Source organism: Mesorhizobium sp. SARCC-RB16n (assembly GCF_008520305.1).
Lineage (GTDB): Bacteria > Pseudomonadota > Alphaproteobacteria > Rhizobiales > Rhizobiaceae > Mesorhizobium.
In genome coordinates this window covers 37935-60380 of the sequence record NZ_ML703285.1, presented here as the reverse complement: position 1 = coordinate 60380, position 22446 = coordinate 37935, and the positions used below count along the sequence as shown (strand labels likewise).

22 protein-coding genes are annotated in these 22446 nt (G+C 63.2%); 9 read left to right on the top strand and 13 right to left on the bottom strand.

The features are described from left to right. Window positions 1–59: 59 nt before the first annotated feature. Window positions 60–1244 carry a mannonate dehydratase gene (gene uxuA, locus C7I87_RS27330; RefSeq protein WP_149907143.1) on the bottom strand — a complete coding sequence of 395 codons (1185 nt, stop codon included), beginning with the start codon at window positions 1242–1244 and terminating at the stop codon, window positions 60–62. A 166-nt stretch (window positions 1245–1410) separates the two neighbouring features. On the opposite strand from uxuA, the gene C7I87_RS27325 reads away from it, so the two are divergent. From C7I87_RS27325 to C7I87_RS27305, 5 genes are all read left to right on the top strand, one after another. Further along, a complete protein-coding gene (locus tag C7I87_RS27325; protein WP_149907142.1) occupies window positions 1411–2196 on the top strand; it encodes a FadR/GntR family transcriptional regulator in 786 nt (261 codons plus the stop codon). Further along, on the top strand, window positions 2189–2974 hold the full coding sequence (locus C7I87_RS27320) for an SDR family NAD(P)-dependent oxidoreductase (RefSeq protein WP_149907141.1): 786 nt from the start codon (window positions 2189–2191) through the stop codon (window positions 2972–2974). Before C7I87_RS27325 ends, C7I87_RS27320 begins: the two co-directional genes overlap by 8 nt. 4 nt (window positions 2975–2978) lie before the next feature. Continuing rightward, window positions 2979–4094 (top strand): mannonate dehydratase, encoded by a 1116-nt coding sequence (locus C7I87_RS27315; RefSeq protein ID WP_149907140.1) that lies wholly within the window; start codon window positions 2979–2981, stop codon window positions 4092–4094. Continuing rightward, a complete protein-coding gene (locus C7I87_RS27310) occupies window positions 4094–4795 on the top strand; it encodes an RraA family protein (protein WP_149907139.1) in 702 nt (233 codons plus the stop codon). The genes C7I87_RS27315 and C7I87_RS27310 overlap by 1 nt, the downstream gene beginning before the upstream one ends. A gap of 125 nt (window positions 4796–4920) precedes the next feature. Continuing rightward, window positions 4921–5670 (top strand): DUF1236 domain-containing protein, encoded by a 750-nt coding sequence (locus C7I87_RS27305; protein WP_149907138.1) that lies wholly within the window; start codon window positions 4921–4923, stop codon window positions 5668–5670. Window positions 5671–5823: 153 nt separating this feature from the next. On the opposite strand, the gene C7I87_RS27300 is transcribed toward C7I87_RS27305, so the two are convergent. Continuing rightward, entirely contained in the window at window positions 5824–6429 is a 606-nt protein-coding gene (locus C7I87_RS27300) for an alpha-ketoglutarate-dependent dioxygenase AlkB (RefSeq protein WP_149907137.1), read from the bottom strand. A gap of 167 nt (window positions 6430–6596) precedes the next feature. Here C7I87_RS27300 and C7I87_RS27295 point away from each other — a divergent pair, with 167 nt between their 5' ends. Continuing rightward, the gene (locus tag C7I87_RS27295; protein WP_149907136.1) at window positions 6597–7034 is read left to right on the top strand and encodes a GFA family protein; all 438 of its coding nucleotides are present in this window, start codon (window positions 6597–6599) and stop codon (window positions 7032–7034) included. A 44-nt stretch (window positions 7035–7078) separates the two neighbouring features. Next, the gene (locus C7I87_RS27290; protein WP_306440519.1) at window positions 7079–7303 is read left to right on the top strand and encodes a KTSC domain-containing protein; all 225 of its coding nucleotides are present in this window, start codon (window positions 7079–7081) and stop codon (window positions 7301–7303) included. Between the two features lie 18 nt (window positions 7304–7321). Here the strand turns inward: C7I87_RS27290 and C7I87_RS27285 are convergent, their stop codons facing one another. From C7I87_RS27285 to cyoA, 9 genes are all read right to left on the bottom strand, one after another. Next, window positions 7322–8584: a DUF763 domain-containing protein gene (locus C7I87_RS27285; protein WP_149907135.1), complete on the bottom strand. Its 1263-nt coding sequence runs from the start codon at window positions 8582–8584 to the stop codon at window positions 7322–7324. 92 nt (window positions 8585–8676) lie between these two features. Then, entirely contained in the window at window positions 8677–9285 is a 609-nt protein-coding gene (locus C7I87_RS27280; RefSeq protein ID WP_149907241.1) for a cysteine hydrolase family protein, read from the bottom strand. 228 nt (window positions 9286–9513) lie between these two features. Continuing rightward, window positions 9514–10050: a response regulator transcription factor gene (locus C7I87_RS27275; protein WP_149907134.1), complete on the bottom strand. Its 537-nt coding sequence runs from the start codon at window positions 10048–10050 to the stop codon at window positions 9514–9516. Continuing rightward, complete coding sequence (locus C7I87_RS27270) at window positions 10040–11392, bottom strand: ATP-binding protein (RefSeq protein ID WP_149907133.1); 1353 nt, start codon at window positions 11390–11392, stop codon at window positions 10040–10042. The genes C7I87_RS27275 and C7I87_RS27270 overlap by 11 nt, the downstream gene beginning before the upstream one ends. After that, on the bottom strand, window positions 11389–12204 hold the full coding sequence (locus tag C7I87_RS27265) for an SURF1 family protein (protein ID WP_149907132.1): 816 nt from the start codon (window positions 12202–12204) through the stop codon (window positions 11389–11391). The genes C7I87_RS27270 and C7I87_RS27265 overlap by 4 nt, the downstream gene beginning before the upstream one ends. Then, on the bottom strand, window positions 12201–12578 hold the full coding sequence (gene cyoD, locus C7I87_RS27260) for a cytochrome o ubiquinol oxidase subunit IV (RefSeq protein WP_149907131.1): 378 nt from the start codon (window positions 12576–12578) through the stop codon (window positions 12201–12203). Before cyoD ends, C7I87_RS27265 begins: the two co-directional genes overlap by 4 nt. Then, entirely contained in the window at window positions 12575–13201 is a 627-nt protein-coding gene (gene cyoC / locus C7I87_RS27255; RefSeq protein ID WP_149907130.1) for a cytochrome o ubiquinol oxidase subunit III, read from the bottom strand. Before cyoC ends, cyoD begins: the two co-directional genes overlap by 4 nt. A 9-nt stretch (window positions 13202–13210) precedes the next feature. After that, window positions 13211–15208, bottom strand: coding sequence for a cytochrome o ubiquinol oxidase subunit I (gene cyoB, locus C7I87_RS27250; RefSeq protein ID WP_149907129.1), 1998 nt, complete (start codon window positions 15206–15208; stop codon window positions 13211–13213). 10 nt (window positions 15209–15218) lie between these two features. Next, on the bottom strand, window positions 15219–16400 hold the full coding sequence (cyoA, locus tag C7I87_RS27245) for a ubiquinol oxidase subunit II (RefSeq protein ID WP_149907128.1): 1182 nt from the start codon (window positions 16398–16400) through the stop codon (window positions 15219–15221). Window positions 16401–16607: 207 nt separating this feature from the next. On the opposite strand from cyoA, the gene C7I87_RS27240 reads away from it, so the two are divergent. Next, window positions 16608–17930 carry an MFS transporter gene (locus C7I87_RS27240; RefSeq protein ID WP_149907127.1) on the top strand — a complete coding sequence of 441 codons (1323 nt, stop codon included), beginning with the start codon at window positions 16608–16610 and terminating at the stop codon, window positions 17928–17930. Between the two features lie 77 nt (window positions 17931–18007). On the opposite strand, the gene C7I87_RS27235 is transcribed toward C7I87_RS27240, so the two are convergent. Next, on the bottom strand, window positions 18008–20077 hold the full coding sequence (locus tag C7I87_RS27235) for an oxidoreductase (RefSeq protein ID WP_149907126.1): 2070 nt from the start codon (window positions 20075–20077) through the stop codon (window positions 18008–18010). A gap of 225 nt (window positions 20078–20302) precedes the next feature. On the opposite strand from C7I87_RS27235, the gene argE reads away from it, so the two are divergent. Beyond that, the gene (gene argE, locus C7I87_RS27230; RefSeq protein ID WP_149907125.1) at window positions 20303–21460 is read left to right on the top strand and encodes an acetylornithine deacetylase; all 1158 of its coding nucleotides are present in this window, start codon (window positions 20303–20305) and stop codon (window positions 21458–21460) included. A gap of 15 nt (window positions 21461–21475) precedes the next feature. On the opposite strand, the gene C7I87_RS27225 is transcribed toward argE, so the two are convergent. Next, window positions 21476–22411 (bottom strand): LysR family transcriptional regulator, encoded by a 936-nt coding sequence (locus tag C7I87_RS27225; protein ID WP_027144830.1) that lies wholly within the window; start codon window positions 22409–22411, stop codon window positions 21476–21478. Window positions 22412–22446 lie beyond the last annotated feature (35 nt).

Sequence of the window (22446 nt, the reverse complement as noted above, 5' to 3'; positions counted from 1 at the left end):
ATTTTCACATAGACAAGTAACTTTTACATATGCAAACGACTACTCGGCTGCCGGTGGCTTCACGCCAGCCCGAACCGCTCCACCGCACGCATGATGCCGCGCAGCTCGGCTAGGCCTTTCAGCCGGCCGATCAGCGAGTAGCCGGGATTGATCTTCTTCTTGCCGATGTCGTCGGCGAGCAGATGGCCATGATCCGGCCGCATCGGGATTTGCCAGTCGGCACGGCCCTCCCCGCGGCGGCGCGCTTCTTCCTGCATCAAGGCGAGGATGACATGCGCCATGTCGGTGCCACCCTCGAGATGCTCGGCCTCGTAGAACGAGCCGTCCTCCTCGATGGCGATGTTGCGCAGATGGACGAAATGGATGCGGTCGGCGAATTCCTTCACCATGGCGACGATGTCGTTGTCGGCGCGCGTGCCGTACGAGCCGGTGCAGAACGTCAAACCATTCGCCGGGCTGTCGACCGTCTTGAGGATGAAACGCGCGTCCTCGGCCGTCGAGACGACGCGCGGCAGGCCATAGAGCGAAAACGGTGGATCGTCGGGATGGATGCACATGCGCACCCCCGCCTCTTCGGCGGCCGGAATGATCTCGTGCAGGAACCAGGCGAGATTATCGCGCAGTTCCTTCGGGCCGATCGCATCGTATTCTGTCAGAGCCTCGCGGAAACTGTCCCTGTTATAGCTGCGCTCCGTCGCCGGCAGGCCGGCGATCAGGTTGCGCTCGATCTGGTCGATCTGCTCCGGCGTCAGCACCTTCAGCCGCCGCTCGGCGTCGGCGATACGCGCCGGGGTGTAGCTGGCCGCGCCATTCTTGCGCTGCAGGACGAAGAGATCATAGGCGGCGAAGTCGATGGCATCGAAACGCAAGGCATAGCCGGTCGTCGGCAGCCGGTAGGCCAGGTCGGTGCGGGTCCAATCGACTACCGGCATGAAATTGTAGCAGATCGTCTGGATGCCGGCTTTGGCGAGCGCCCGGATGCTGTCGCGATAATAGCCGGCATAGCGCTCGCGCTCCGGCGCGCCGATCTTGAAGGAATTGTGGACCGGGATGCTCTCGACAACCGACCAGGTCAGCCCAGCCGCCTCGATGATGCGCTTGCGCTCGAGCACCTCGGCCTCGGGCCATGCCCTGCCATCATAGATGTGGTGAAGCGCCGAAACCACGCCGGTGGCGCCAGCCTGTTTGACATGCTCAAGCGTCACCGGGTCATCCGGGCCATACCAGCGCCAACATTGTTCCATGGGGGCCTCCTCACGTTTGAAGGCGACCATATTGTTGGGCCACAGAGCTGTCAACAAGCTAAAATATGAACCACATATGTCGACATCGCCCTTTTTGTCGGCTCACAGTTGATTTCTCACTTCATTTGCCTTAGGTTTGGTCCAACAAATTACGGGAGATAGTCGCTTGGAACAAGCCGGTCTAGACTTGGCGGGGGTAACAGAAGATGCTGGCGTCAGCAGCTCGGCCGTCGACCAAGCGGTGCGGCAAATCCTCGACCTTATTCGCAATCGCGCCATGTCAGTCGGCGACGTCCTGCCCACCGAACGGGAGCTTTGCGAACTGTTCGGCGCCAGCCGCAACACCATACGCGAAGCGCTGCGCACCATCCGCACGTATGGCCTGATCGACCCCAAGCCGCGTGTCGGCGCGGTCCTGGCCGACCGCCAGAATGTCGCGATCCAGAACTTCTTCGCCGCGCAGATGGATATTTCGAAGACCTCCTTCAACGACATCCAGGGGTTTCGCCGCATCATCGAGGTGAGCATCGGCGACCACATCATCCTCAATACCAGCATCGCCGAGCTCGACGCCCTGGACGAGGTCAACGGCCTGATCGAGACCGCCAGGGATGTCCAGGAGGCGGCACAGCGCGATTTCGATTTCCACCTGGCGCTGATGAAGCTCGCCGGCAACCGCATGCTGGTGCAGACCTACCAGTTCCTGTCGCCGGTCATTCTCCACATCATGACCGTCGGCAAGTCCATCCGGCCGGTGCTCAGCGAAACCCGCCGCGCCCATGGCGAGATCATCGCGGCGCTGCGCGCGCGTGACCGCATCGCCTATAGCTATTTGATGAGCCGGCACCTCGACTTCGGCCTGCGCTTCGTTCCCGACGATCTCGAAAATGCCCACACCGCGCCGGCGGCGCAGTCAGACATCCCATCTTCCAAGGAATTGCCCCATGCTTGATTTCGAGAACAAGGTCGCGCTGATCACCGGCACGACCGGTATCGCGCTGGCTACCGCGAAACGGCTGGCGCAAGGCGGTGCCGCGATCGTCGCCTGCGGCATCGACAAGGCGGCCAACGCCGCCATGCAGGAAAGCCTCGCCACGTCCGGAGCGAGCGCTCTGGTGCAAACAGTGGATGTCTCGGTCTCCGACCAGGTGCGCGAGGCGGTCGCTGCCGGAGTCGCGAAATTCGGCGGCATCGACGTCATCGTCAATTCGGCGGCGGTGCATCCCTATGGCACGGCGACGACAACCGACTGGGAAACGTGGAACCGAACAATGACGGTCAATGTCGGCTCGATCTATCTGACCGCCCATTTCGGCATTCCCGAAATGATCAAGCGGGGCGGCGGCGCCATCGTCAACGTCGCTTCGGTGCAGGGCTTCGCCTGCCAGCAGAACGTCGCCGCCTATGCCACGACCAAGGGCGCCATCCATACACTGACGCGCTCGCTGGCGCTCGACTATGCGGCATCGGGCATAAGGGTCAATTCGGTCAGCCCGGGTTCGATCCGCACACCGATCCTGGAGAAAGCCGCGCGTGGCGACGGCGGCAGCGACGCCGATGTCGAAGAAGCCTACAGACGCTTCGGTGCGGCCCATCCGCTTGGCCGTATCGGCGAACCGGAAGAGGTGGCGGAGTTCATAGCGTTCCTGTGTTCGTCGAAGGCCGGCTTCTGCACCGGCGCGGACTATAAGATTGACGGCGGCCTGACCGCCGGCATCGGCGTGAAGTAGCGTCATGAAGATCGGTCTTGGCCTTTACCGGGAATCTCTGACACCGGACAATTTCCGTTTCGCCCGGCAGGCAGGCGCCACGCATATCGTTGCCCATCTCACCAACTATTTTCGCGGCCGCGACCCCTCGCTGTCGGCGGGCAGCGAGAAGGAAGGCTGGGGTGACTGCTCAACCGACAAACTCTGGGACTACGAGGATTTCGCCGGCCTGGTGAAGACCGTGCGCGACAATGGCCTGGAAATCGCCGCGATCGAAAATTTCTCGCCCCGCTTCTGGTCCGATGTGCTACTCGGCGGCCCGGACAGGGCAAAGCAGATCGAGGGGCTGAAGCGCCTTGTCCGCAATGCCGGACGCGCTGGCATTCCGTGCATCGGCTACAATTTCTCGATAGCCGGCGTCTGGGGCTGGTCGCGCGGACCGTTCGCGCGCGGCGAAGCGATGTCGGTGGGGCTTGACCTCTCGGCCATCGATCCCGACCTGCCCTTGCCCGACGGAGTCGTCTGGAACATGCGTTACCGAGCCGGGCGGGCGAATGCCGAGTCAGTGCAAGTCAGCAGCGACGAACTTTGGCAGCGACTTGGCGTCTTCCTGTGCGAGGTCGTGCCGGTGGCCGAAGAGGCTGGCGTCATGCTGGCGGCGCATCCCGACGATCCGCCGGCCGAGGCGCTGCGCGGGGCGGCGCGGCTGGTCAACCGGCCGGAAAAATACGACCGGCTGATGGATATCGTCGACTCGCCGTCCAATGGACTGGAACTCTGTCTCGGCTCGCTGCAGGAAATGCCAGGCACCGACGATATCTACGGCCATGTCAGGCGCTTCGCCCGAGGCGGCCGCATCGGCTACATCCACTTTCGTAACGTGCGCGGCAAGGTGCCTAGATATCACGAGACCTTCGTCGACGACGGCGACATCGACATGGCCGAGATCGTGCGCATCCTGCGTGACGAAAACTATGATGGCGTGATGATCCCCGACCACACGCCGGAAATGTCCTGCGACGCGCCCTGGCATGCCGGAAAGGCCTTTGCTCTCGGCTATATGCGCGCGCTGGTGCAGAACGCCGCCGCGCTCGGGCCTTCCCGCACCACCCAATCCCCTGACTTTCGGAGGCTAGCCTGATGACCGGATCGACTCGCCTCTATGCCGACGACGCCGAAATGTATCGCCTGTTCGAGAGGGAACTCTTTGTCGCCGTGGTTGGCGACGTGATGGATACGCTCGGGCTGCAGCACCAGTTCCTGCCGCCCGTGTTCAAGCCGGTCGACGACAGGACGCGGCTGCTCGGGCGGGCCATGCCGGTGCTTGAAACAGACATTTTCCTGTCCGATGAACCGACACGCAATCCGCTGATGACCAAGCCGTTCGGGCTGATGTTCGAGGCGCTGGACGATCTCAAACCCGGCGAGATCTACGTCGCCAGCGGCGCCTCGCCGCGCTACGCCCTGTGGGGCGAACTGATGTCGACCCGCGCCAAAATCCTCGGCGCGCATGGCGCGCTGGTGGACGGCTTCGCCCGCGACACCGACGGCATCAAGGCGTTGGGTTTCCCGTGCTTCTGCACCGGCTACTATGCACAGGACCAAGGCGTACGCGGCAAGGTCATCGACTATCGCTGCGCGCTCGAAATCGGCGGTGTACGGATCGAGCCGGGAACGCTGCTGTTCGGCGACAAGGAAGGCGTTCTTGTCATCCCACGACAGGCCGAGGAAGACGTGGTGCGGCTGGCCTTGGAAAAAGTGCGTGGCGAAAAGCTCGTCGCCAAGGCGATCCGAGAAGGCATGAGCGCGGTGGAAGCCTACAGGACGTTCGGCATCATGTAATCGGTCCCGGAAGCCCGGGTCCTATCAGCATGGGGTGGTGGCATTAACGCAGCCAGTTCGGAACAAACTTTTTTGGTCGAAGTTTTACCCCTTGAAGGGACAAACCTCTCCGAAGGAGATTTCCTATGAAACATGTTCTCATTACCAGCATGCTTGCGATCGGGCTCGGCTGCGGGACGGCGATGGCTCAGACGCAGCAGCCCGCCGACAGCCAATCAGGAGCGGACACAAATTGCGCTTCCGGCACAACCAACTGCCAGAAGGGCTCGAAGATGAAAGAGCAGGCCCAGGGTACCAAGTCCCAGACTGACCAGCAGGCTCAGGGCAAGGCCAAGGCCAAGACGGACGAGCAGGCCCAGGGCAAGGCCAAGGTCCAGACGGACCAGCAGGCCCAGGGCAAGGCCAAGGTCCAGACCGATCAGCAGGCCCAGGGCAAGGCCAAGGTCCAGACCGATCAGCAGGCCCAGGGCAAGGCCGGCACCAAGATGGACCAGCAGGCCCAGGACAAGACCAAGGTCCAGACTGATCAGCAAGCCCAGGGCAAGGCCGGCGCCACGACGGACCAGCAGGCTCAGGGCAAGGCCTCCACACAGGATAAGACCTCGACGGCTTCCATCAACAATGTGACGGTTGAACAGAAGACCCAGATCACTCAGGTGATCAAGGAAACCAAGGTCGAGCCGGTAGCCAGCGTCGACTTCGACGTCTCCGTCGGCATCGAAGTTCCGCGGCACAAGATCAGGCTGCATCGTTTGCCGGCCCGCATCGTCAAGATCGTCCCGGCGTACGAGTCCTACGACTATTTCGTTCTTGCCGATGGCCGGATCGTCATCGTCGATCCGGATACGTACAAGATCGTGCTGATACTGACCTAGAGCAATTCCAGGAAAAGCGCGTAGCGGTTTTCCGTCCGGAATCGCTTAAAAACAATGGGATTGCTCAACCCACCTCGCCGCGCGCGGGGCGGGTTGAGCAATGCTGCGGACAGCTTTGCCGATCCTGGGAACGTCAGCGCATGCTCGGGGATTCTAGGACCGCAATGTCCGCAAGGTAATCGAGTAGCGGTGCTCGGCAAGCGGCGGGATGCTGTGCTCCCATTGCGACCGGGAAGGGCCCGTCATGAGATAGGCGGATCTCGGCTCGACAATGATGGTCTGGCGGTCCCATCCAGACCCATTCTTGCGTCGGAGGCGGAAATCGCAGGGCACCAGCAGCGAAACGCCCGCAACGTCTTCGAAATGAGGCTTGTCGCGGTGCCACCCGATGCCGGCGCCGGGCCGGTATTCATTGATCAAGACCTGCGCGAAGGCCTCGGCGGGCCGGCGTGCAAAGGCCGCGACCTTTTCGCGCAAGGGCAACAGAAAATCAGGTATCGGCGGTGCCTCGACGACTTCGCGCCGGTCATAATCGTAGCGAAGGCCAAAACCGACGACATGCCGGTTCGCCAGATGGCCGTGGAAGTCGAAGGCCTTGAAGGGCAGTCCTTCAAGCTGCCGGACGAGTTCGATTTCCTCTTGCGGCGTGATCAGTCCGGGCTGGTAGGCGAAACCGTCCGGCAGATCATCGTGAGCGGCGCCGAAGAGATCGTACTGGGGCGCGAGCCCGTGGCCGGCTGTTTTCGGTTTGAGTGACATTGTGCCTAGATGGTAAGGGCAGGATCACAAGGCAATACGGGAACCGCGCTTGCTGGCCTTGGACGCATCGCAAAAACGGGGCAACGGAACACCGAAGCGGCGTGATGGTTTAGGAAGCGGCGGCTCGGGCGGAGACCGCCGGACATGCTCGAGCCTTGGAGTGCCAAATGCCGCGCGTTGAAACGGGGGCCTGCTTTTGCGGGGCGATCGCCGCCGCCATGGACGGTGAGCCCTTCTGGATATGCTACGATCACGACGATGATTGCCGACGGGCGATCGGCAGTCCGCTCACCATCTGGGTAGGATATCGGCCGAGCCAGTTCCGCCTTTTGAAGGGAACGCCAAGGGGGTTCTCCAGGACGCCGGGCGTCGTCCGCACTTTCTGTTCCGACTGCGGGAGCTCGATGGGTTACAGCGACGAAGGCCTGCCGGACGAGCTCTATCTGACAATCGGCTTCTTCGACCGACCCGAAAGGCTGCCGCCCCAGGCCCATGCCTATTGGGACCTCAAGCTGCCCTGGATAGACTTTGCCGACAGACTACCGCGAATCGATCGATATTCGAGGCAGCGCGACGCGAAGTTCGGCAATCCACGCGACAGGTAGCGACTTCGGGCGGCACGGAACCGGACCATGCCTGGCGGGTTTATGTGGCTGAGCCGTCAGGTGCCACCATGCCGTCGACCGCGATCCGAAACACACAATACGATCCTGCGACCAGGACGCTCTCCGTCTGGTTCGTACCGAGCGGCAATCGCTACGACTATGCGGAAGTCGCACCGGCAACCTATGCCGCTTTCAGGAAGGCTTCCTCGAAGGGACGCTTCTTCAATGAATTCATCCGGGATCACTACAGCTACCGTCGCGTGGCGTGATGCGGTGCCAGCGGCCCGTCACGCCTTCTTGTTCTGCTCATCGGTCACCGCATCCGGTGCGGGTTCCCAACCAAGGACACTGCGGCCGCCAAGCAGATGCGACTGGTCGAACTCGCCGGCGACGATTTCCTTGAGGCTGGGGCCGGTGACGTAGCGCTCGACCTGTCGCGACTGATCGTCGAGCCGCTTCAATGCACCGATTTCCTCTTCGCGACCAAGCCTGGCCTTTTGCACGGCGGATTTCAGCACGCCGATCGTCTCGTCATAGACCTTGAGCGGAACAGGGAACGGATGCCTGTCCTTGCCGCCATGCGCCAGCGAAAAACGGCCCGGATCCGAGAAACGGCAAGGCGCGCCATGCACCACTTCGGCAACGAGGGCCAGTGCGCGCACCGTGCGGGCACCCACGCCGGGTACCAGGAGAAGCTCGGCAAAATCGGCGGGACCGCGTTCGGTGGCGGCCGCCATGTTGCCGTGAAGGCGATGCATCACGACATCGCTTTCACGAACATCATGGTGAGCCGGCATGACCAGATGCGGCAGCAATGGCTGCTCCGGAGCCGGTCTAGTAACGGGTTCCAAAGCGACGAGTTCCCGAAGGATGCGGTCCGGCCCAAGATCCTGAAGCAGGTTAAGCTGTCCCCGGCGCGACGCCTCGGCGCGCCGGTCGGTCAGGTTGACGATCTCACCCTGGTTGGCGCCTTCGATGGCGGCATGCGGCTGGTCGACGAAACTCTTCAAACCTTCGGACAGCCAATGGTAGCGGCGCGCCACCTTGCTGTCGCCGTTCATGCCTTGCTGCACCACCACCCAGTCACCATCGTCGGTGACGATGAAGCCGTGCAAATAGAGGTCGAAACCGTCCTGAACGGCGGCGCTGTCCACCTTGGCGACAAGCCGGCTGGCGGTTGCCAGACGCGCGCCGTCGAAGCCGATACGCTCGCCGATGGCGGCAAGCTCATGCGGGGTCTTGCGCGAATGCGCGCCACGGCCGCCGCAGACATGAATGCCAAGCTCGCCCGACAGCGGTGTGAGACCACGTTTCAAGGCGCCGACGACGCTGGTCGTGATGCCGGACGAGTGCCAGTCCATGCCCATGACGGCGCCGAACGACTGGAACCAGAACGGATGCGCCAGGCGCCGCAGCAATTCATTGCGGCCATAGTGATGGATGATCGCCTCGCACATGACGGCGCCGAGACGCGTCATGCGATCGCCCAGCCATTTCGGCACACGCCCGCCATGAAGGGGAAGATCAGCACTGCCCGATCGTTGCGCCACGTTTGTTGCCTGTTCCGGTTCCGCGATTGCAAGGAGATAAGTACTACAGACCCATCAGGGAAGGTTGAGCGTTACCGTCAGCGGCGAGCGCCTCAAGTCCAGTTCGAGAGAACCGTCTCCATCTCGACCGTCTCGACCTGCTGCGCGAACCGCTGGTGATAGACAGTAAGCAGCGCGTCATGCGTTGCGTCGGAAGAACTGCACAGCGCGTCGGTGACCAAAACCACGCGATAGCCGAAATCGATGGCGCCAAGCACGGTGGCCAGGACGCAGACATCGGTTTCGCCTCCCGTGATCACCAGCGTGTCGATATCGCGTTCCACCAGGAAGGCCCTCAGGTGCCCTTCAAACCAGGGTGAATAGATATGCTTGTCGATGACTGTCGCCGGCGGACAGCATGCGGCCAGTGCCGGCAACAGCTCGACCATCTCCGGACCGATATTGTCGATCGTCATCGGGGCCCAGCGCTCATAGTAGCGCTTCCATGTCCCTGCGCCCTGCCCCGGTTTTTGCGCGGGCAGGAATCGCGTGAAAACCGTTTGTGGCGCACGCCTTTCCACAAGCCTCTCGATCTGCGGAAGAACACGGGGGATCCAGGGCATCGCCCAAGGCGACGGTTCGGCGAACAGCCGCTGCATATCCACGCAGACATGCATGCACCGATAACCCAGTGGGCCGTATGCCAAGCCTGGCATGGACATCAAGGCCTCTCCGACCGGCGGTGTTTTCTCTTGGCTGCTCGCATTGCCGTCCCGGACATGGAACGCCGCATCCAAGGAACCGTTCCTGAGCGGCTGGCAGGAACCGCGCAGATTGTCGACGTTCCGCAGCCGTGAACGGAGGCGCTCACATGAGACTGTCGGGAGCTGTACGGCTGTATTTTCCAGGGTTGTGCCGAGAACGGCACCGTGGCTCGCCGAACCTTCCTGCTATCGCACCACACGCTTCTCGAGCTTGCGGGCCAGAGTGCGCCGGTGCAGGCCAAGCCGGCGCGCCGTTTCCGATATGTTGAAGCCGGTTTCGACCAGCGTCTCGTGGATGCGCTCCCATTCGAGGTTCTTGATCGAAGTGGGCCGGCTGGTGAGCGGTACGGAAACGTCGCCCTCGGCACGACCGAAGGCGTCTTCGATGTCATCGGTGTTGGCCGGTTTGGCCAGGTAATGGCTCGCGCCGAGCTTGATCGCCTCGACAGCCGTGGCGATGCTGGCAAACCCCGTCAGCACGACGATCCTGATCGAAGCATCGCGCGCGCTGAGCAGCTTGACGCATTCCAGCCCGGAGCCGCCAGCCCCAAGCTTGAGGTCGACGACGGCGTAAGCCGGAACAGCTGTTTCGAGGGCGCCGAGCAATGCTTCCCTGTCGTGGCAGACGACGACGTCGTAGTCACGCTTTTCGAAGGAGCGCTTCAACGTTTTCGCGAAGGTCGCGTCGTCCTCGACGATAAACAGCGATCGATCAGGCCTCACGATCTTCTCCGTCGGTCAGTGCCGCGAGCGGCAACGAAAGGATAACACAGGCGCCCTTCTCCATGTTGCGCGCCGAAAAATCGCCTCCCAGTTTCCGGACCACGTTGACGACGAGAAACAGGCCAAGGCCGCCGCCGGGCCGCCCCTTGCTCGACATATAGGGTTGGCCAAGTGCCGCCAGAATACCCTCGTCGAAACCCGGACCGCGATCGCGCACGGAGATCATCAGCTTGTCGCCCTGCCGCTCGGCAGTGACGCCGACCCAATCCTGCGACGCTTCCTGGGCATTGTCGAACACGTTGAAGATGACCTGCTTCAGCGCCGTATCGGACACGATCTGCTCGTCCGGGTCGAAATCGTTCTTGTAGTCCAGCTTGAACGGCTGGCGACTGATGCGCCATTCCTCGACCAGATCGTCGAGAAAACCGCGAATGGTCGTGCGTATCGTTCCCTCGCCTCTCGCCTGGCCGGAAGACATCAGGATCCCGGACACGATGCGTTTGCAGCGCTCGATCTGCGCCTGCATTTCGGCCACGTCGGCCGCCAGTTCGCGGTTGCGCGCAAGGGTGCGCATCTGGCGCCAGTCGGACAGGATGACGGATATCGTGGCAAGCGGCGTGCCGAGTTCGTGCGCGGCGCCGGAGGCCAGCAGGCCCATGCGAACGATGTGGTCCTCCTCGGCCGAGCGCTGGCGCAGGTCGGCGAGATAGGCGTCGCGCTCGCGCAGATTGCGGTTGATGCGCGTCATGAAGATCACGATCAGTCCGGCCGCCAGCACAAAGCAGATGAACATGCCCCTGATATGGAGGGACAGGAGATCGCTGCCGCCATGATGCGGGATCGCGATCGGCTGGAAGAGGAAGATGAGGAAGACGAAGCAGGCCGAGGCAGCCGCGACGAGTATCCAGGTAAACGCCGGCGTCAGCAGCGCCGCGCCGAGCGTGATCTGCAAGAGATAGAGCGATACGAACGGATTGGACGCGCCGCCGCTCAGGTAAAGCTGCGTCGTCAGTGCCGCCATGTCGAAGATGAGCGCGACGAAGAGCTGGGTGTTGCTGATAGGACTGATACCGCGCAGGACCAGCAGGCTGAAGATGTTGAGGCCCACCAGGAAAAGCACCACGCCGGCCATCTGCGCCAGCGGCAGCGGAATATCGAACCAGTATTCCGTTGCCAGAATGGTGAGCACCTGGCCCGCCACCGCCAGCCAACGCAGTTGGATGAGCAGGAGCAGGTTCTTCCTGTTCGTTGCATCGGGATGCGACACCGCCCCGTTCTTGCCGGCAAGGGACGCCGCCACCAGGGATTTGTCATGACCAAGCGCTTGCGTGGGAACGCTCATCTCGCGGGTCCTTGCCGTCGGCGGCGGCCGATGATCGGCCGGGCCAGGGCAATGGCGAGCATGGCAGCGAGCGCGAACCAGGTCAAAGCATAGACCAGGTGGCTGTTGCGGAAAGTCACGACCGTCAGGCCGCCGCGCGGCCAGCCATCGACGCTGGACGCTCCCGCATCGACGAAATAGGGAGCGGCGTCCGTCAGGCCGCGCGCGCGTGCGATGGCGGCGACGTCCCGCGAATACCAACGATTGCCGGCGGCGTCGTTGCTGCGCAGGAAACCGCCGCCGGGCTCGCTCATGCGCAACAGCCCATCGACGGCGGCCGGCGCGGTGAAACCACCGCTCTCCCGTTCGAACTCCGCCTTGCGCTCCTGGGGGATGAACCCTCGGTTGACCAGCACGACGAAGCCACGGTCGGTCCGCATCGGTGTCAACACCCAATAGCCGCCGCCAAGCTCCGTCACCGCCTGCACCAGCGTGTTGGCGCCGCCCAGATAGCGTCCCGCCAATCGCACATGGCTGTATTCGTAACCGGCAGCGGTAATGCCGTTCCAGCTCCGCGGGCCCGGCGCATCGACGATCGGCGCATGAATGCGTTGGTCGACACGGGCAATCAGGTCGAGCTTCCAGACCCGCCTTTCCAGCTGCCATATGCCGAGCCCGACAAATACCAGCACGCCGAGAAGCCCGAGCAGCACCAGGACAAGACGCGATGCGGACGATCTGCCGGCGCCCTCTTGCGGGGCGGGGCGCGGACCGATGCCGGCCTGCCCGATCGCCTCGATGGTGGTCCTCCCAGAGCCCGCCGCCGGGCTCATGGCATCTCGCGCATGTCGTGAATGCCCGGCATCATGTTGGCGTTCAGATGGTACATCACCCAGAGCGAGCCGGTCAGCACGATGACGACCAGGATCAGCGTGAAGATCAGCGCCAGCATCGACCATCCTCCCTCCGAGGTGGTGTTCATGTGCAGGAAGAAGACCATGTGGACCACGATCTGCACCGCCGCGAAGGCCATGACGACGATAGCCGTGGCCTGCTTGTCGTCGATGGCGCCGGTCATGACCAGCCAGAATGGGATGGCGGTCAGGATCACCGACAGGACGAAGCCGATCAGACAGCCCCTCAGCGATCCGTGCGCGGCTCCGCCATGCGCGTGGTCGTGATCGGCGGCATGATCATGAGCGCTCATCGCAACATTCCCATCAGATAGACGAAGGTGAAGACGCCGATCCAGACGACGTCGAGGAAGTGCCAGAACATGCTGAGGCACATCAGCCGGCGGCGGTTCGCCTCGATGAGGCCAAATCTCGCCACCTGCACCATCAGCGTCACCAGCCAGACGGTACCGAAGGTGACATGCAGGCCGTGCGTTCCCACCAAGGTGAAGAAGGACGACAGGAAGGCGCTGCGCTGCGGCGTGGCGCCTTCGTGGATCATGTGCGCGAATTCGTAGAGCTCGATGGACAGGAACGCCAGGCCGAACAGGCCAGTCACGGCAAGCCAGGCTTGCGTCGCCGCCACCCGGCCCTTGTCCATGGTCAGCATGGCAAAGCCATAGGTGATCGAGGAGAAAAGCAGCATGGCGGTGTTGACCGCCACCAGATCGAGGTCGAACAGGTCCTTGGGCGCCGGCCCGGCCGCGTAGTTACCGCCGAGCACGCCATAGGCGGCGAACAGCATCGCGAAGATGAGGCAGTCGCTCATCAGGTAGAGCCAGAAGCCGAGCATGGTGGAGCCGCCTTCGGCGTGCGCGTGCTCTTCTTCCAGGTGAAAGACCGGCCCGATGCCGGCGACGGTTGCTGTCGATGCCATGTTCAAACCCTAGCCCTGAGCGGCGAGGAGCGTCGTCCTCGCCTTTTCCGTCCGCGTGACTTCGGCTGCCGGAATGTGGAAGTCGCGATGATAGTTGAAGGTGTGGCCGATCGCGGTGGCGATGAGGCAGACGAAGCTCAGCGCCGCCAGCCACCAGATGTACCAGATCAGGCCGAAGCCGAGCGCCACGCTGAAGGCGGCCAGGATGATGCCGGTGCCGGTGTTGCTGGGCATGTGAATCGGCTTGAATCCGGCAAGCGGCCTGATGTAGCCGGCCTGCTTCATGTCCCACCAGGCATCGTTGTCGCGAATGACCGGCGTGAAGGCGAAATTGTAGGCGGGCGGCGGCGAAGAGGTCGACCATTCGAGCGTGCGGCCGTCCCAGGGATCGCCGGTGGGATCGGCAAGCGCCTCGCGCCTGCGGATGGAGACGAAGATCTGGATCAGGAAGGCGGCGATGCCGCAGGCAATCAGCACCGCGCCGAAGGCGGCGATGACGAACCATATCTGCAGCGAGGGATCATCGAACACACGCATGCGGCGCGTCACGCCCATCAGGCCGAGGATGTAGAGCGGCATGAAGGCGAACCAGAAGCCGACCACCCAGCACCAGAACGAAACCTTGCCCCAGAACGGATCAAGCTTGAACCCGAAGGCCTTGGGCCACCAGTAGGCAATGCCCGCGAAGAGGCCGAACAGCACGCCGCCGATGATGACGTTGTGGAAGTGCGCGATCAGGAACAGGCTGTTGTGCAGCACGAAATCCGCCGGCGGCACGGCAAGCAGCACGCCGGTCATGCCGCCGACGGTGAAGGTGAGCATGAAGGCCACCGTCCACATCATGGGCAGTTCGAAGCGGATGCGGCCCCGGTACATTGTGAACAGCCAGTTGAATATCTTGGCTCCCGTCGGGATCGAGATGATCATCGTGGTGATGCCGAAGAAGGAATTGACGCTTGCGCCAGAACCCATGGTGAAGAAATGGTGCAGCCAGACGAGATACGACAGGATGGTGATGACCACCGTGGCGTAGACCATCGAGGTGTAACCGAACAGGCGCTTGCCGGAGAAGGTCGACGTGACTTCGGAAAAGACGCCGAACAGCGGCAGGATGAGGATGTAGACTTCCGGGTGACCCCATATCCAGATGAGATTCACATACATCATCGGGTTGCCGCCGAAGTCGTTGGTGAAGAAGTTGGTGCCGACATAGCGGTCGAGCGCCAGCAGCGAGAGCACCGCCGTCAGCACCGGGAAGGAGGCGACGATCAGCACGTTGGTGCAGAGCGACGTCCAGGTGAAGACCGGCATGCGCATCATCGTCATGCCGGGCGCGCGCATCTTGATGATCGTGCATATCAGGTTGATGCCCGACAGCGTCGTGCCGACGCCCGCCACCTGCAGCGCCCAGATATAGTAGTCGACGCCGACGTCGGGGCTGTAGCCGATGCCGGAGAGCGGCGGATAGGCGAGCCAGCCGGTGCGGGCGAATTCGCCCACGAACAACGATGCCATGACGAGGATGGCGCCGCCGACCGTCATCCAGAAACTGAAATTGTTGAGGAAAGGGAAGGAGACGTCGCGCGCGCCGATCTGCAGCGGCACGACGAAATTCATCAGCCCGGTGACGAAGGGCATCGCCACGAAGAAGATCATGATGACGCCATGGGCGGTGAAGATCTGGTCGTAGTGATGCGAATTGAGGTAGCCCTCGGAGCCGTTGAAGGCGATGGCCTGCTGGAGCCGCATCATGATGGCGTCCGAGAAGCCGCGCAGCAGCATCACGAGGCCGAGCACCATGTACATGATGCCGATCTTCTTGTGGTCAACGCTGGTGAACCACTCGCGCCACAGATAGGTCCAGAGCTTGAAATAGGTGATGACGCCGAGAAGCGCGATGCCACCGAGCGCCACCGCGATGAAGGTGGCCACGACGATCGGCTCATGCAGGGGCAGGGATTCCCAGGTGAGGCGGCCGAAAATGAATTTGGTCAGCGTATCGGGCATCAGCTGTCTCTCACAATTCGCGCCGCAGCAGGCCGAGCGACGGTGCATCCGCCTCGGCGCGGCGGCTCTCGGTCCCGGGCCTGAGCAGCCCCGCCCCGCGCAGCGGGGAAAGATTCTTCGCCGGCCAATTCGCCGGCGTGGCATCGCTGGCCGCGCGCGAGACGGCAGCGGCCTCCTCAGCCGTGCAGATGCTGGCGACATAGGACGGATCGTTGCCGAACACCGCGCCGCGCCGGGCGACCTTGTCGTATTGCAGGGGCAAGGTGTTGCGCACACCCGCAAGACCGAGACCACCCTTGGCGTCGATCGACATCATCTCGTTCATGCACATCTTGCCTCGCTCGACGCACAGATTGAGGATGGCGCCGTAGAGATCGGGATCGACGGAGGCGTAGTGGCGGACCGGTTCGTTCTCGCTCGGCTTTTCGAGTTCGAGATAACTGTCGCGGCTGAGCGCCGCCGACGCGGTCCTGGCCTGTGCCACCCATTGGTCGAATGCCTGGTCGGACAGGCCGTGGAACGCGAAGCGCATGCCCGAAAAGCCGGCACCGCTGTAGTTGGCCGAGAAGCCGCTATAAGTGCCTGGCCGGTTGATGACGGCGTGCAGCTTCGTCTCCATGGCCGGCATCGCATAGATCTGGCCGGCAAGGGCCGGGATATAGAAGGAGTTCATCACCGCGGACGAAGTGATGCGGAAATCGATCGGCTGATTGACCGGCGCCGCCAGCTCGTTGACGGCGGCGATGCCGTAATCCGGATAGATGAAGAGCCATTTCCAGTCGAGCGCCACGACCTCGACCCTGAGCGGCTTGTGCAGCTGGGTGACGGGCTGGCCGGGTTCGATCCGGTCGATCCGGCGGTATGGGTCGAGGAGGTGCGTGCCGAGCCAGGTCAGCGCGCCAAGGCATATGATGATGAGGAGCGGTGCCGCCCAGATCACGAGTTCCAGTTTCGTCGAATGATCCCAGTCCGGCGCATAGGTCGCCGAGGCGTTGGACTGCCGGTAGCGCCAGGCGAAAAAGACAGTCAGCGCCATGACCGGTACGATGATGACCAGCATCAGCAGGGTCGATACCACCAGCAGGTCGCGCTGCTGGGCCGCGACATCGCCCGCCGGCGCGAGCACGACCATGTCGCAGCCGCTCAACAGCCCGGCCAGGGGAAGCAGAAGCAAGGCTCCAAATCGTTTCATCAGACGCTGCCCTCGATGGACCGCGGCAACAGGCTTAGGATGTTGCACTGCGGTATCGATCAAGGGCTACTGCCGGCGGCGTCGCGGTGACATTGGACAATTTGTCCAATGCCCAGCCGGGTTGGTCTGGCACAGTGTGCAGCGCACAATGGGATTGCCGCAATCGGGTCCCAAATATTTCATTCCACGCGGTGGCGACAGACAAAGATGGCTCAGACTTCGACTGGCGAAACAAACAGCGGGCTGATCGGCTCGGACCACGGCCAGGTCAGCGCGGGCGATATCGCGGTCGGCGTGATCGTGGGCAGGACGTCGGAGTTCTTCGACTTCTTCGTCTATGCGATAGCGTCTGTCATCGTCTTCCCCAAGCTGGTGTTTCCAACGCACGATCCGCTCGTCGGAACGCTCTACTCCTTCGCCATCTTCGCGCTGGCCTTCATCGCCCGTCCATTCGGCTCCGTCCTGTTCATGGCCGTCGATCGCGCCTACGGTCGCGGTGCGAAACTGACGATCGCGCTGTTCCTGCTCGGCACCTCGACCGTCGCCATCGCGTTCCTTCCCGCCTATGGCGATATCGGCGCGGTCGCGATCTGGCTTTTGGCGCTGGCCCGCATCGGGCAGGGCGTGGCGCTCGGCGGGACCTGGGATGGCCTGCCCTCGCTGCTGGCGCTGAACGCACCGCGGAACCGGCGCGGCTTCTACGCCATGATCCCGCAACTGGGCGCGCCGATCGGCCTCATCGTGGCCAGTGCCCTCTTCGCCTTCTTCGTCGCCAATCTGTCGGCCGACGATTTCCTTGCCTGGGGCTGGCGCTATCCCTTTTTCGTCGCGTTCGCCATCAATGTCGTGGCCCTGTTCGCCCGGCTGCGCATCGTGGTGACGCCCGAATTCTCGAAACTTTACGAGAGTGGCGACCTGCAGCCGACGCGCATAAGGGACACGATCAGGGCCGAAGGCCGCAACGTCATCGTCGGCGCCTTCGCGCCGCTGGCGAGTTTCGCCCTGTTCCACATGGTGACGGTGTTTCCGCTCTCCTGGGTCTTCCTGTTCACCAAGGAGGGGCCGGCACGCTTCCTGGCGATCGAGGCGGTGAGCGCGCTGTTCGGCATCGCCGCCATCGTCGCGTCGGGCCCGCTCGCCGATCGTATCGGACGCCGTGCGCTGCTCGGCGGTTCGGCGATCGCCATCGCGACGTTCAGCGGCTTTGCCCCGCAGCTTCTGGATGGCGGCACCGTTGGCGAGGCCCTGTTCATGGTGCTGGGCTTCATCCTGCTGGGGCTGAGCTTCGGGCAATCGTCTGGCGTCGTCGCATCGAGCTTTTCGCGACAGCATCGCTACACCGGTTCGGCGATAACCTCGGATCTCGCGTGGATGTTCGGCGCCGGTTTCGCGCCACTCGCGGCCCTGCTTTTGGCCGGCAATTTCGGCCTCATCGCGGCGGGCGCCTACCTGCTCTCGGGCGCGGCCTGTACCTTGCTTGCCTTGTGGATCGATGGACGGCGTTCGGCCGCGGACCGTCCGGTCGACTGAACGCGATAGATGGCGGGACAGTTCGGGCGCGGCATGTCACGCCCCGTTTCCCACAATGCAAGCATTCGCCGAACGTTCTATTCCGCCGCCAGTGCGGCGACTTCCCGCCGAAACGGCAATGCGTCGCCAATGTCGGGTTCGTCCAGCTCGCGGGCGAAGCGGTGGCCGGCATAGGTTGCCCAGGCGATGGGACCAGGTGCTTCTGCGTCGCCGATGACCTTGACCGAACGGATGCCGCTGTCGCCCCACTCGTTTTCCCGGGCCTTGAGGTCGCGCCATATGGCGTCGTCCTGATTGCGCGACGTGACCAGAACGACGGCATCGGCCGCCAGGTCGTGTTTCGCGCCGGTGTAGACGCAAGCCGTCACGACACCGCCTGAAGCGATACTCACGACGGTCCTGTTGAGCACGATATCGACCCCGAGCTCCGCCAGGCGGCGGTGAATGGCCCCCTGCTCCAACGTGTTGCGGGTCCAGTCCGAAACATAGGCCGATGTTGTCACCAAAGTCACCTTCGTCCCCTGACGCGCCATCAGCTCGGCGAGAACGCCGCCCATGTAATAGTGGTCGTCGTCGAACAGCACGACCTTGCCGGCCGGAACCTTGCCGTTCATCAGATCGTCGGGCGTGTGGACCGACATGGCGGCGTCGATCGGCATCGGCACGACATGGGCACGCGCGACGCCATCGCGGCGCCAGGTCGATCCGGTGGCGATGGCGATATTCTGGAAGCCGAAGGACAGGATGTCATCCGCCGACAACCGGCTTTCGAAATAGATGTCGATATCAGGCATCTGGCTGAGCTGATACTGCCGATAGTCGCGCACCCTGCCCCAGGCCGAGAGACCCGGCAGTCTGCTTTCGCGGGCGACGCGCCCGCCAAGCTCGGTGCCGGCTTCCGCGATGGCCACCTTATAACCGCGCAGGCCGAGCGCGCGGGCAGCCTCCAGTCCGGCAGGCCCGGCGCCGACGATCAGCACGCTGTCGCTTTCGCCCTTGGCCTGCATGCGCTCCGGATGCCAGCCCTTGCGCCATTCCTCCATGAAGGTCGGATTCTGCGTGCAACGCGAGATCGACATGGTCATGTCGCCGGTGATGCAGATGTTGCAGCCGATGCATTCGCGGATGTCCTCGATGCGGCCCTCCTCGACCTTCCTCGGCAGGAAGGGATCGGCGATCGACGGACGGGCGCAGCCGATGAAGTCGAGCGTCCCCGACCTGATCATCCTGACCATCACGTCAGGCGAAGTGAAACGGCCGACACCGACGACCGGCTTCGAGGTCAGCTTCTTGACGCCCGACACCAGGCTTTCCTGCGCCGCCTCTTCCTTGAAGCGTGATGGGCCCGAGCAATCCTCCCAGGCGCCGTGCGCGAGGTCCCACAGATCCGGCAGTTCGGCATGCATCTCGATCATCTCGCGCACTTCGGAGTTGGCAAAGCCGAGGTCGCCGATCATCTCGTCCAGCGACAGCCTGAGCGTCAGGCCGCACGTGTCGCCGATCGCATCGCGCCCTTCCTCGATCAGTTCGCGCATCAGCCGCGAACGATTTTCCAGCGAGCCGCCGTATTCATCGGCGCGCTGGTTGGTGGCTGTCGACAGGAAATGCTGGATGATGCCGAAGCCGTGCGCACCATAGAGGCATACCAGGTCGAAACCCGCCTGCTTCGCGCGCTTGAAGGCATTGCGGTGCCAGCGGCGCAAATCGCGAATATCCTGCTTGTCCATGGCGCGCGCCTGCACCGGATCGTTGGTGAAGGTACGGATCGGCAGGGCCGACGGCCCTCGCGGCACCTCCTTGGTGTAGAGGTTGGGGCCGTTGATCCCGGAATAGGCGAGCTGGATGCCGGCCAGCGCGCCGTGCTCGTGCATGGCCCTGGCCATCTTCGCCAAAGCCGGAATGTCGGCGTCGTCCCATAGCCGCAGTTCGATGAAGGGCGTGATCTCGGAGGTGTGGTGCATTTCCGTCTGCTCGGTGAAGATGACGCCCCAGCCGCCTTCCGACTTGATGCGGCGCATCTCTGCTGCCGCGGACGGATCGCGATAGCCGCCGCCATTGCAATGCGGAACCTGATAGAAGCGGTTCTTGGCCGTCACCGGACCGATCTTCATCGGCTCGAACAGGATGTCGTAGCGTGGGTCGCGCATGGTGCTTTCTCCGGCCCGGCCCGGCACCGCCGGTCGTGGCGAGACTACTCATAAGTTGGAGCCGGCGCGGGAAAACTACGGATTTCTTCTGTGCCGATTAGGACGCGCCTAATCGCGCGCGCTGGCGCGGATTAGTCTGTGTTGAACCGGGGCTGAGCGAAATGCGACTTCAGAGCATCGGCGGCATGATGCTAGACAGCCAGGACTCTACCGAGAGACAGGAAAATGGACAGTATCAGGATCCTCGAACGGCTGATCGCCTTCCCGACGGTAAGCCGCGACTCCAACCTCGACCTGATCGGCTACGCGGCCGACTTGCTGGAAGCGAACGGCGTTGCCTGCCAGATCGTCCACAGCGCGGACGGGCATAAGGCCAACCTCTTTGCCACCATCGGCCCGGCCGGCAGGCCCGGTGTCATGCTGTCCGGTCATACCGACGTCGTCCCCGTCGACGGCCAGAACTGGACGCTGCCGCCGTTCGAAATGACCGAGCGCGACGGCAAGCTTTACGGACGCGGCGCTGCGGACATGAAAGGTTTTGTGGCCTCCGCGCTCGCCGTCTGCGTCAATGCCTCTAGGATGGCGCTTCGGACGCCGTTGCATCTGGCGCTCTCCTATGACGAGGAGGTCGGCTGCCTGGGTGTGCGCGACCTGATCGAAATGCTGAGCGCGGCGCCACTACGCCCGCTGCTGTGCATCGTCGGCGAGCCGACAAACATGCAGGTGGCGACCGGGCACAAGGGCAAGCTTGCCGCTCGGGCCATCTGCAGGGGACGCGAAGGCCATTCGGCGCTCGCCCCACTGGCCCTCAATGCCATCCATCTCGGATGCGATTTCGTGCGCGCCTTGCGTGACGAACAGGAACGGCTGGCCCGCGACGGCGCCCGCGACGGCGACTACAACATTCCCTACACGACGGTGCATGTCGGCAAGATTAATGCCGGCGTCGCACTCAACATCGTGCCCAACCTCTGCCAGGTCGATTTCGAGATCCGCAATATTGCCGCCGACGATGCGTCCGGCATTCTCGACGGGCTGCGCGACGCCGCGGCGCGCATTGCCGAGGAGGCCGCTTCGATCGCGGCCGAGGCTGCGATCGACATCGAGATCACCAACACCTATCCGGGCCTCGATACGCCGGCCGCATCGGAGGCGGTGGCCTTCGTCAAATCGCTGACCGGTGCCAACGACACGATGAAAGTCGCGTTCGGCACGGAAGGCGGGTTGTTCAGCCGCGATCTCGGCACGCCTGCCGTGGTCTGCGGGCCAGGCTCCATGGCGCAGGGACACAAGCCGGACGAATTTGTCAGCGTCGAACAGCTGCGGCGTTGCGACGAGATGCTGAACAGATTGCTGGAAAGGCTCACGGACGGCTGGCCGTGAGCCGCACGGCAGCCCTCACTTCACGATGCGTTCGGTGCCGAAGACGCCCTGCTCGACGACGAAGCGGCGACAGTGGTCGATGAAGGCCTGCACCGTCAGCGTGCGATGCTCGGCGTTCGGCAAGGCAATTCCTATGGTGAGCGGCCTGAGGTCGCCCAGCAAAGGCACAAAGACCAGCAATTTGCCGTCCGGCGACATGGTGTTGAGCGGCCGCATATTGGCGATGCCGTAGCCGAAGCCATTGGCGACCATCGAGCGCATCACGGCGATGTCGCCGGTGCGCTCGACGATCTTGGGCCGCAGGCCCCTGGGCTGGAAAGCCGACAGGAAATATTCCCTGCTGTAGGGAAGATCGAGCAGCACCATCGGCTCGTCGACCAGTTCCTCGGGCGTGATGCCGGCCCTCGCGGCCAGGCGATGCGCCGCCGGCAGCATGACATAAGCCGGCAACTGCATCAGCGGCTCGAAGGTCATGTCCTGCGACAGTTCCAGATCGTAGGTCAGCGCGGCGTCTATCTCGCCACGCTGCAGCATCTCGAACAATTGTCCCTGGTTGCGTTCGAATTGCCTGACGCGCACATCGGGATAGGCGTCCTCGAATTTCTTGCGCAGCGCCGGCAGCACGATCTGCGCGAAAGTGAGCAGGCAGCCGATCGCCAGCGGTCCGCGCACCTTTTCGGCGATATCGCCGGCAATATCGTGTAGCGCGTCCGCATCGTTGAGCAGGCGCGCCGCTTCCTTGAGGAACAGGCGCCCGCCCGCGGTCAGCGCCAGGGCATGCGAATGCTTGCGCACGAAAAGCTGGACACCGAACTCGGCTTCGAGCTGAGCGATCGACGCCGAGATCGACGGCGGCGAGACATTCACCTGCTCGGCCGCCTTGGCGATCGAACCCGCTTCGCCAACGGCGACGAAATATTCAAGCTGTCTGAGCGTGAAGCGGAGCGGCATGGTGGCTATGTTGCCGGTTTGCAGCCGGTGATCAA

What these genes read in the sequence shown, in the direction of transcription:
- uxuA (WP_149907143.1), bottom strand. Translation starts at nt 1,244, where the DNA reads ATGGAACAATGTTGGCGCTGGTATGGCCCGGATGACCCGGTGACGCTT.
- C7I87_RS27320 (WP_149907141.1), top strand. Translation starts at nt 2,189, where the DNA reads ATGCTTGATTTCGAGAACAAGGTCGCGCTGATCACCGGCACGACCGGT.
- C7I87_RS27315 (WP_149907140.1), top strand. Translation starts at nt 2,979, where the DNA reads ATGAAGATCGGTCTTGGCCTTTACCGGGAATCTCTGACACCGGACAAT.
- C7I87_RS27310 (WP_149907139.1), top strand. Translation starts at nt 4,094, where the DNA reads ATGACCGGATCGACTCGCCTCTATGCCGACGACGCCGAAATGTATCGC.
- C7I87_RS27305 (WP_149907138.1), top strand. Translation starts at nt 4,921, where the DNA reads ATGAAACATGTTCTCATTACCAGCATGCTTGCGATCGGGCTCGGCTGC.
- C7I87_RS27300 (WP_149907137.1), bottom strand. Translation starts at nt 6,429, where the DNA reads ATGTCACTCAAACCGAAAACAGCCGGCCACGGGCTCGCGCCCCAGTAC.
- C7I87_RS27295 (WP_149907136.1), top strand. Translation starts at nt 6,597, where the DNA reads ATGCCGCGCGTTGAAACGGGGGCCTGCTTTTGCGGGGCGATCGCCGCC.
- C7I87_RS27280 (WP_149907241.1), bottom strand. Translation starts at nt 9,285, where the DNA reads ATGTCCATGCCAGGCTTGGCATACGGCCCACTGGGTTATCGGTGCATG.
- C7I87_RS27270 (WP_149907133.1), bottom strand. Translation starts at nt 11,392, where the DNA reads ATGAGCGTTCCCACGCAAGCGCTTGGTCATGACAAATCCCTGGTGGCG.
- C7I87_RS27265 (WP_149907132.1), bottom strand. Translation starts at nt 12,204, where the DNA reads ATGAGCCCGGCGGCGGGCTCTGGGAGGACCACCATCGAGGCGATCGGG.
- cyoD (WP_149907131.1), bottom strand. Translation starts at nt 12,578, where the DNA reads ATGAGCGCTCATGATCATGCCGCCGATCACGACCACGCGCATGGCGGA.
- cyoC (WP_149907130.1), bottom strand. Translation starts at nt 13,201, where the DNA reads ATGGCATCGACAGCAACCGTCGCCGGCATCGGGCCGGTCTTTCACCTG.
- cyoB (WP_149907129.1), bottom strand. Translation starts at nt 15,208, where the DNA reads ATGCCCGATACGCTGACCAAATTCATTTTCGGCCGCCTCACCTGGGAA.
- cyoA (WP_149907128.1), bottom strand. Translation starts at nt 16,400, where the DNA reads ATGAAACGATTTGGAGCCTTGCTTCTGCTTCCCCTGGCCGGGCTGTTG.
- C7I87_RS27240 (WP_149907127.1), top strand. Translation starts at nt 16,608, where the DNA reads ATGGCTCAGACTTCGACTGGCGAAACAAACAGCGGGCTGATCGGCTCG.
- C7I87_RS27235 (WP_149907126.1), bottom strand. Translation starts at nt 20,077, where the DNA reads ATGCGCGACCCACGCTACGACATCCTGTTCGAGCCGATGAAGATCGGT.
- argE (WP_149907125.1), top strand. Translation starts at nt 20,303, where the DNA reads ATGGACAGTATCAGGATCCTCGAACGGCTGATCGCCTTCCCGACGGTA.
- C7I87_RS27225 (WP_027144830.1), bottom strand. Translation starts at nt 22,411, where the DNA reads ATGCCGCTCCGCTTCACGCTCAGACAGCTTGAATATTTCGTCGCCGTT.